Source organism: uncultured Mycobacterium sp. (assembly GCF_964249325.1).
Lineage (GTDB): Bacteria > Actinomycetota > Actinomycetes > Mycobacteriales > Mycobacteriaceae > Mycobacterium.
The window spans coordinates 1-7032 of sequence record NZ_CAXUCH010000014.1 but is presented as its reverse complement, the minus strand read 5'-3'; the positions used below and the strand labels follow the sequence as shown (position 1 = coordinate 7032).

At 67.4% G+C, this 7032-nt stretch carries 8 protein-coding genes; 6 read left to right on the top strand and 2 right to left on the bottom strand.

Annotated elements, in window-relative coordinates; genetic code table 11:
* Positions 1 to 141: 141 nt before the first annotated feature.
* Genes ACFE99_RS03600 through ACFE99_RS03575 form a run of 6 tightly spaced genes read left to right on the top strand, consistent with a single transcriptional unit; the run spans position 142 to position 5708 of the window.
* Positions 142 to 1059: a metal ABC transporter solute-binding protein, Zn/Mn family gene (locus ACFE99_RS03600; protein WP_375482554.1), complete on the top strand. Its 918-nt coding sequence runs from the start codon at positions 142 to 144 to the stop codon at positions 1057 to 1059.
* Positions 1056 to 1895 carry a metal ABC transporter ATP-binding protein gene (locus ACFE99_RS03595; RefSeq protein ID WP_375482492.1) on the top strand — a complete coding sequence of 280 codons (840 nt, stop codon included), beginning with the start codon at positions 1056 to 1058 and terminating at the stop codon, positions 1893 to 1895. Before ACFE99_RS03600 ends, ACFE99_RS03595 begins: the two co-directional genes overlap by 4 nt.
* Positions 1896 to 1907: 12 nt before the next feature.
* The gene (locus ACFE99_RS03590) at positions 1908 to 2801 is read left to right on the top strand and encodes a metal ABC transporter permease (protein WP_375482490.1); all 894 of its coding nucleotides are present in this window, start codon (positions 1908 to 1910) and stop codon (positions 2799 to 2801) included.
* Positions 2782 to 3540, top strand: a complete 759-nt coding sequence (locus ACFE99_RS03585) for a LamB/YcsF family protein (protein WP_375482488.1) — start codon at positions 2782 to 2784, stop codon at positions 3538 to 3540. The genes ACFE99_RS03590 and ACFE99_RS03585 overlap by 20 nt, the downstream gene beginning before the upstream one ends.
* The gene (locus ACFE99_RS03580; protein WP_375482486.1) at positions 3540 to 4460 is read left to right on the top strand and encodes an MBL fold metallo-hydrolase; all 921 of its coding nucleotides are present in this window, start codon (positions 3540 to 3542) and stop codon (positions 4458 to 4460) included. The genes ACFE99_RS03585 and ACFE99_RS03580 overlap by 1 nt, the downstream gene beginning before the upstream one ends.
* 3 nt (positions 4461 to 4463) lie before the next feature.
* Entirely contained in the window at positions 4464 to 5708 is a 1245-nt protein-coding gene (locus tag ACFE99_RS03575) for an SLC13 family permease (protein WP_375482484.1), read from the top strand.
* Here the strand turns inward: ACFE99_RS03575 and ACFE99_RS03570 are convergent.
* Positions 5683 to 6681, bottom strand: a complete 999-nt coding sequence (locus ACFE99_RS03570; RefSeq protein WP_375482481.1) for a glycerophosphodiester phosphodiesterase family protein — start codon at positions 6679 to 6681, stop codon at positions 5683 to 5685. The two genes, ACFE99_RS03575 and ACFE99_RS03570, sit on opposite strands and share 26 nt — an antisense overlap.
* Positions 6682 to 6687: 6 nt before the next feature.
* Positions 6688 to 7032, bottom strand: a 345-nt coding sequence (locus tag ACFE99_RS03565) for a TrmH family RNA methyltransferase (protein WP_375482479.1), incomplete at its 5' end; no start/stop codon positions are given.

Here is a 7032-nt window from a genome sequence, read left to right as displayed (position 1 = left end):
GCCCCGACCCGCCGCTGGGCGAAGGTGGGCCAGCTAACCCTGTCGCGATGGGCAGTTGGCTGCGCTACAGTCTGATGGAAACGATTTTCATTAGTTTGCGTAGTCGGGGGCCGGCCGGTGAGAGGAATACCGACGGTGCGCATGTCGGCGGTCGGCATGGCGGCCGGCCTGTCGGCAATCATCGTCGCCGTGACCGGTTGCCTTAGCGGATGGGGTAATTCAGCGCATCCGCGGGCGGCCACCGTGGTGGCATCCACCGGTGTCTGGGGCAGCGTTGCGCGCGCGGTCGCGGGCCAGCACGTCAGCGTCAAGCCGATCCTGACCAGTGCCGAAGTCGATCCGCACACCTATGAAGTGACCCCCATCGACGACGCCGCCATCGCCGACGCCGCATTAGTGGTCTACAACGGTGGCGGCTACGACCCTTGGGCTGAACGAGTACTCACCGCTCATCCCGCGATCGAATCGGTGAACGCGTACTCGTTGCTTCGTCCAGCGCCGGATCACGGCGCCGGTCGTCGCAATGAGCATGTCTTCTACGACATGCACGTCGCCAAGTCGGTCGCCGCCAAGATCGCCGACAAACTCGCGACGATCGACTCCCGCAACGCGGCAGACTACCGCGCCAACGCCACTCGGTTCGGCCGCAGCGCGGACGCGATCGCCAGCACCGAACACGCTATCGCCACCGCACACCCGCGCACCCCCGTCATCGCGACCGAGCCCGTCGCCTACTACCTGCTGGCAGCGTGTGACCTGGTCAACCAGGCTCCGGAAGGCTTCACCGCCGCGACGGAGAACGACGACGAACCCTCGCCCGCCGACATGGCATACGTGCTCGACCTGATCGCGAATCGACAGGTCTCGGCGCTGCTGGTCAACCCTCAGACCTCCACCGCCGCAACCAACGACGTCCAAACAGCCGCGCGTCGCGCCGGCCTGCCGGTGACCCAGGTGCCCGAAATGTTGCCCGCCGGCGCGGACTATCTGGCCTGGCAACGCGATACCGTCAATAGCCTCGCCGCCGCGCTCGGTCGCGGCGATAATCACGGCTCGTGACCCACGACGTCGACAACGTCGTCGACCGCCGCCCGAGCACTGTCTCGCTCACCGGCGCCCGGTTGGCGTTCGGTGACCGAGTGCTGTGGGATCACCTCGACCTATCGGTGTCGCCAGGCGAGTTTCTCGCGGTGCTCGGCCCCAACGGGACCGGGAAGACGTCGCTGCTCAAGGTGTTGCTCGGACAACTGCCGCTGAGCGCCGGGAGCTTGCTGGTGGGTGGGCAGCCGGTGGCCTCACGCGCCGGGCGCATCGGCTATGTGCCGCAGCACCGTCCGATGGACCGCGGTCTGATGCTGCGCGGGCGCGACCTGGTACGCCTGGGCGTCGACGGGCACCGATGGGGAACCACCCAGTTGCGTCGTGCCGATCGGCTGGGCCGTCGCGAGGCGGTGCGACGCGCCCTGCGCCAGGTCAATGCCGAACATCTTGCCGACGTCCCCGTCGGGGTGATGTCCGGCGGCGAATTGCAGCGGGTGCGCATCGCCCAGGCGCTGGCCAACGACCCGATGTTGCTGCTGTGTGATGAGCCGCTGCTGACCTTGGACCCGGCCAACGCCAGGCTGGTCTCGGCGTTGATCGACCGTTGCCGTCGGGACTCGGACATGGCGGTGGTGTTCGTCACCCATGAGGTCAATCCGATCCTGCCCTACGTCGACCGGGTGCTGTATCTGGTCGACGGCCGATTCCGGATCGGCAGCGTCGAGCAGGTCATGACCAGTGAGACGCTGTCGGCGCTCTACCGGACTGACATCCAGGTGCTGAAGGTCAAGGGCCGCTACGTCGTGGTCGGGGAGCCGGGCGCCGAGCACCTGAGCGCGGACGAACATGTCTGACGGGCCGGGGTGATGAACGACAAGATCGCCGACCTGTTGGCGCATTTGTTTTCGTTCGGCATCACCGCCCACCTGCTGCACCACGACTTCGTCCAGCAGGCCTTGGTGGCGGCCGCGCTGCTGGGCCTGATCGCCGGCCTGATCGGGCCGTTCATCGTGATGCGACAGATGTCGTTCGCTGTGCACGGCTCCAGCGAATTGTCGCTGACCGGTGCCGCGTTCGCGCTGCTGGTAGGGATTCAAGTGGGTGCGGGTGCGCTGGTCGGTAGTGCCGTGGCGGCGGCGTTGTTCGGCCTGCTGGGGCAGCGAGCCCGAGAACGCGACTCCGCGATCGGCGTGGTGCTGGCGTTCGGCCTGGGGCTGGCGGTGCTGTTCATCCACCTGTATCCAGAGGGACAGACCGGCAGTAGTTTCGCACTGCTGACCGGGCAGATCGTCGGGGTGGGCTACTCGGGGCTGGCGATCCTGGCGGTGGTCAGCGTGTTGGTCGTCGCCGTGCTCGCGGTCTGCTATCGACCGCTGTTGTTCGCCACCGTTGATCCCGAGGTCGGGGCGGCACGTGGTGTGCCGGTCCGCGCGCTGGGCATCGTGTTCGCAGCACTGGTCGGCGTGGTGGCCGCGCAGGGCGTGCAGATCGTCGGCGCGCTGCTGGTGATGTCGTTGCTGATCACGCCGGCGGCCGCGGCCGCTCGCTTGTTCGCCTCGCCGGCCACGACGATCGTCGCGTCAGTGGTTTTCGCCGAGATCTCCGCTGTGGGTGGTCTTGTGCTGTCGCTGGCGCCGGGTGTGCCGGTGTCGGTTTTCGTCGCCACGCTCTCGTTTCTGATCTACCTGGTGTGCTGGCTGCTCGGGCGACATCGGCAGGCAGTAACTAGGCTTTCGAACCGTGGTGGCGGTGGACCTTAACGCCGACTTGGGCGAGGGCTTCGGCGTCTGGCGCCTTGGCGACGACGACGCCATGCTCGGCATCGTCACCAGCGCCAACATTGCCTGTGGTTTCCACGCGGGCGACCCGGCCGGGCTGCTGCGGGTATGCCGTGCGGCGGCTGAGCGGGGTGTGCGGATCGGCGCACAGGTCGGTTACCGCGACCTGGCCGGGTTCGGCAGGCGGTTCATCGACGTCGCCCCGGACGATCTGCTCGCCGACGTCGTCTACCAGATCGGGGCGTTGCAGGCACTCGCGCAGGCGGCCGGCTCGGCGGTGTGCTACGTCAAACCCCATGGCGCGCTGTACAACACGATCGTGACCCACCGCGACCAGGCGGGCGCCGTCGCCGAGGCGGTGCACATGGTGGACACCGGGCTGCCGGTGCTCGGCTTGGCCGGCTCGGTGTTTTTCGACGAAGCGCAGGCGCGCGGCCTGCGCGCTGTCCCGGAGGCCTTCGCCGATCGCGCCTACCGGCCGGACGGTCAGTTGGTGTCGCGCCGGGAACCCGGTGCGGTTCTGCACGATCCGGCTGCCATCGCCGAGCGGGTGCGCACCATGGTGACTTCTGGTCACGTCACAGCAGTCGACGGGTCGCAGATTCGCATCAGCGTGGAATCGGTGTGCGTGCATGGTGATTCGCCGGGCGCTGTGCAGATCGCTTCGGCGGTAAAAGATCATTTGAAAGCCGGCGGTGTCGACGTCAAGGCGTTTTGCTGATGCGGCTCAAGCCCGGACGTCCCGACATCGGCCGATACTGCGAGCTGGTCAACGTGCCCGCGGCGAAAGATGATGCGCCGCTGTCGGTTACCTGGCTCGGTGTGACGACCCTGCTGCTCGACGACAGGTCGTCCGCGTTGATGACAGATGGCTACTTCTCCCGTCCCAGCCTGCCCCGAGTGGTGCTGCGCAAGGTGTCGCCGTCGCCGGCCCGGGTCTACGGCTGCCTGGCCCGGGCCCAGGTGTCCCGGTTGGAGGCAGTCATCCCGGTGCACACCCATATCGATCACGCGCTGGACTCCGCGGTGGTCGCCGAGGCCACCGGCGCACGCCTGGTTGGTGGCGAGTCGGCGGCCAACATCGGCCGCGGGTATGGCTTGCCCGATGACCGGTTGGTCGTCGCAGTCACGGGTGAGCGAATCACCTTGGGGACCTTCGACCTAACACTGATCGAGTCACGGCATTCTCCACCGGACCGGTTTCCCGGCGCAATCACCGCTCCGGTACGCCCGCCGGTGAAGGTATCGGCCTACCGGTGTGGTGAGGTGTGGTCGGCGCTGATCCATCACCGGCCCTCAGGCAGGCGGCTGCTGATTCAAGGCAGCGCCGGGTTTGTGCCAGATGCGCTCGCCGGCCAACAAGCCGAGGTGGTCTATCTCGGTGTGGGACAGCTGGGTCTGCTGCCGCGGTCATACCTGCTGGACTACTGGACGCACACTGTCCGCGCGGTGGATGCGCGGCGAGTAGTGCTGATCCACTGGGACGACTTCTTCCGCCCGCTGTCGAAACCGTTGCGGGCCTTGCCTTATGCGGCCGACGATCTCGATGCTTCCCTGCGCATACTGGGCGAGCTGGCCGACCAGGACGACATCGCGCTGCACATGCCGACGCTGTGGCGGCGCGAGGATCCGTGGATCTGACCGTTGACGCTTGTCCTCGCCCTGGTGCTGCTTGCTGTCGTGCTGGGCTTCGCGGTCGCGCGCCCACGCGGCTGGCCTGAGGCGTTCGCGGCGGTCCCGGCCGCCGCGCTGCTGATCGTCGTCGGGGCGATCTCGATGCACGAGGCGGCGGCCGAAGCCGCTCGGCTGCTGCGGGTCACCGCGTTCTTAGGTGCCGTATTGGTGCTGGCCAAACTGTGCGACGACGAGGGGTTGTTCGAGGCCGCCGGGGCGGCGATGGCGCGGGCCCATGCCGGGCCGTCGCGGCATCTGCTGCGGCAGGTGTTCGCTATCGCCGCCGTGATCACCGCAGTGTTGAGCCTTGACGCCACCGTGGTGTTGTTAACCCCGGTGGTGTTGTCCACCGTGCGCTGGTTGCGGGCGCCGGTGCGTCCGCATGCCTACGCCAGCGCGCATCTGGCCAACGCCGCCTCGCTGCTGCTTCCGGTCTCGAATCTGACCAACCTCTTGGCTTTTCACGTCGCCCATCTGTCTTTTACCCGGTTCACGCTGGCGATGGCGTTGCCGTGGGTGGCCGCGGTGGGCACCGTGTACGTGGTCTTTCGCTGGTTTTTCGCCGCCGATCTGCGCGTGGTGCCGGATCGCCATGAGGTCGGTCCACCGCCACAGCTGCCGTTGTTCGCGTTGGTGGTGGTGGCGCTGACGTTGGCCGGATTCGCGATCGCCGAGGCCGCCGGCGTGTCACCGGCGTGGGCGGCGCTGGCGGGGGCCTTGGCGCTGGCCGCGCGCAGCCTCAGCCATCGCCGCACCTCGGTAGTAGAGATCGTGCGCGCCGTCAACGTGCCGTTCTTGGTGTTCGTGCTGGCGCTGGGCGTGGTGGTACAGGCAGTCATGGTCAACGGCCTGGCCACCCGCATGTGCGCGCTGATTCCAGCCGGCCGCGGGCTGCTCGCACTGCTCGGCATCGCGGCGGTGGCCGCCGTGCTGGCCAACATCGTCAACAACTTGCCGGCAACGCTGGTTCTGGTGCCGCTGGTGGCCCCGAGCGGGCCCGCAGCGATCCTGGCGGTACTGCTCGGGGTGAACATCGGCCCGAACTTGACCTATGTCGGTTCGCTGTCGAACCTGTTGTGGCGCCGGGTTCTTCGCCGCTATGACGTTCCCGCCAGCGTCGGCGAGTACACCAAGCTGGGATTGTGCACCGTGCCCACCGCCTTGGTGGCCTCAGTTCTTGCGCTGTGGGTCAGCGCGCGACTGCTGGGCCTGTAACCGGCTGGTATGCCCGCGGCAGCGGCATTCCGAGCTGCGCCATCACCGTGCGCAACGAAGCGGGATAGTTGGTGATGATGCCGTCAACACCGGCGGCGATCTGTGCTCGCATGGTCGCTGCGTCGTCGACCGTCCACGACATCACCGTGAGCCCCAACGCGTGCGCCCGATCGACGAACGCTTCGTCGACGACAGAGTAGCTTGGCGACACGATGTCGGCGCCGACCATCTTGGCGCCAACGAGCGGATCGCTGATGAAGGCCGGATTGATCCCGGCCAGCCATGGCGAACCCGGGGTCCACGTCGCCGCACTCCACAACGCCACCAAGGGAATCGACGGCTCGGCTTGACGCACCATCGGCAGCGTTCGCCAGTCGAAACTCTCGATTTCTACCCGGTCGACCTTTCCCGCCGACCTGACCGCACCCAGGATGACGTCGACGAATTCTTGCGGCCACGCCGATGTGGCCGGATCCGCGGCGTCGACCTTGGTTTCGATGTCATAGCGCAAATCTGCTCGATAGGAGTCGGTCAGCGCGAATACCTCAGGCAAGGTTGCGACCTTGTTGCCGCGCACGACTTCCGCGTGCGGGAACTCATCAAGCCGCTTGCCGCAGTCAAGGGTGCGGATTTGCGCCAGAGTCAGGTCGTGCACAAGCTTCCCGACGTACGGATATTGCGGGTCGCCGGCGAATGCTGGTCCGGTGTCGGCGCACTTTGCCGGTTCGATGGTCAGGTCGTGCCACACCACAGGTTGGCCGTCTCTGGTTATTCCGATGTCGAATTCCAGTGTGCTGACGCCTACTTCCAGTGCTTTGCCGAACGCGCGCAGCGATTCCTCGGTCGTCTCGCCGCTGCCGCCGCGATGGGCCACCAGGTCGAACGTCAGCGGTTGTGCGGCCGCGCTCGGCAGCGGCCCCGAGGTTGCGACGGCTAGCAGCACCGCCAGCAGGGCACCGAGGCCGCGGCCCATCAGCCCTTACTTCCTGCGCTGGCGGGCGATTTCGGCAAGCACCACCCCCGCGGCCACCGAGGCGTTCAGCGATTCGGCCGGGCCGGCCATCGGGATGGACACCACCGCGTCGCAGTTCTCCCGCACCAGTCGGGACAGGCCCTTGCCTTCCGAACCCACGACCACCACCAACGGGTCGGTGCCGTCGAGGTCGTCGAGCGTGGTGTCGCCGTCGGCGTCCAGCCCGATCACCTGCAGCCCGCGGTCTGCCCAATCCTTCAGTGTGCGAGCCAGATTGGGAGCGCGAGCCACGGGAACCCGGGCCGCCGCCCCAGCGCTGGTCCGCCAGGCCACCGCGGTCACCGCCGCGGA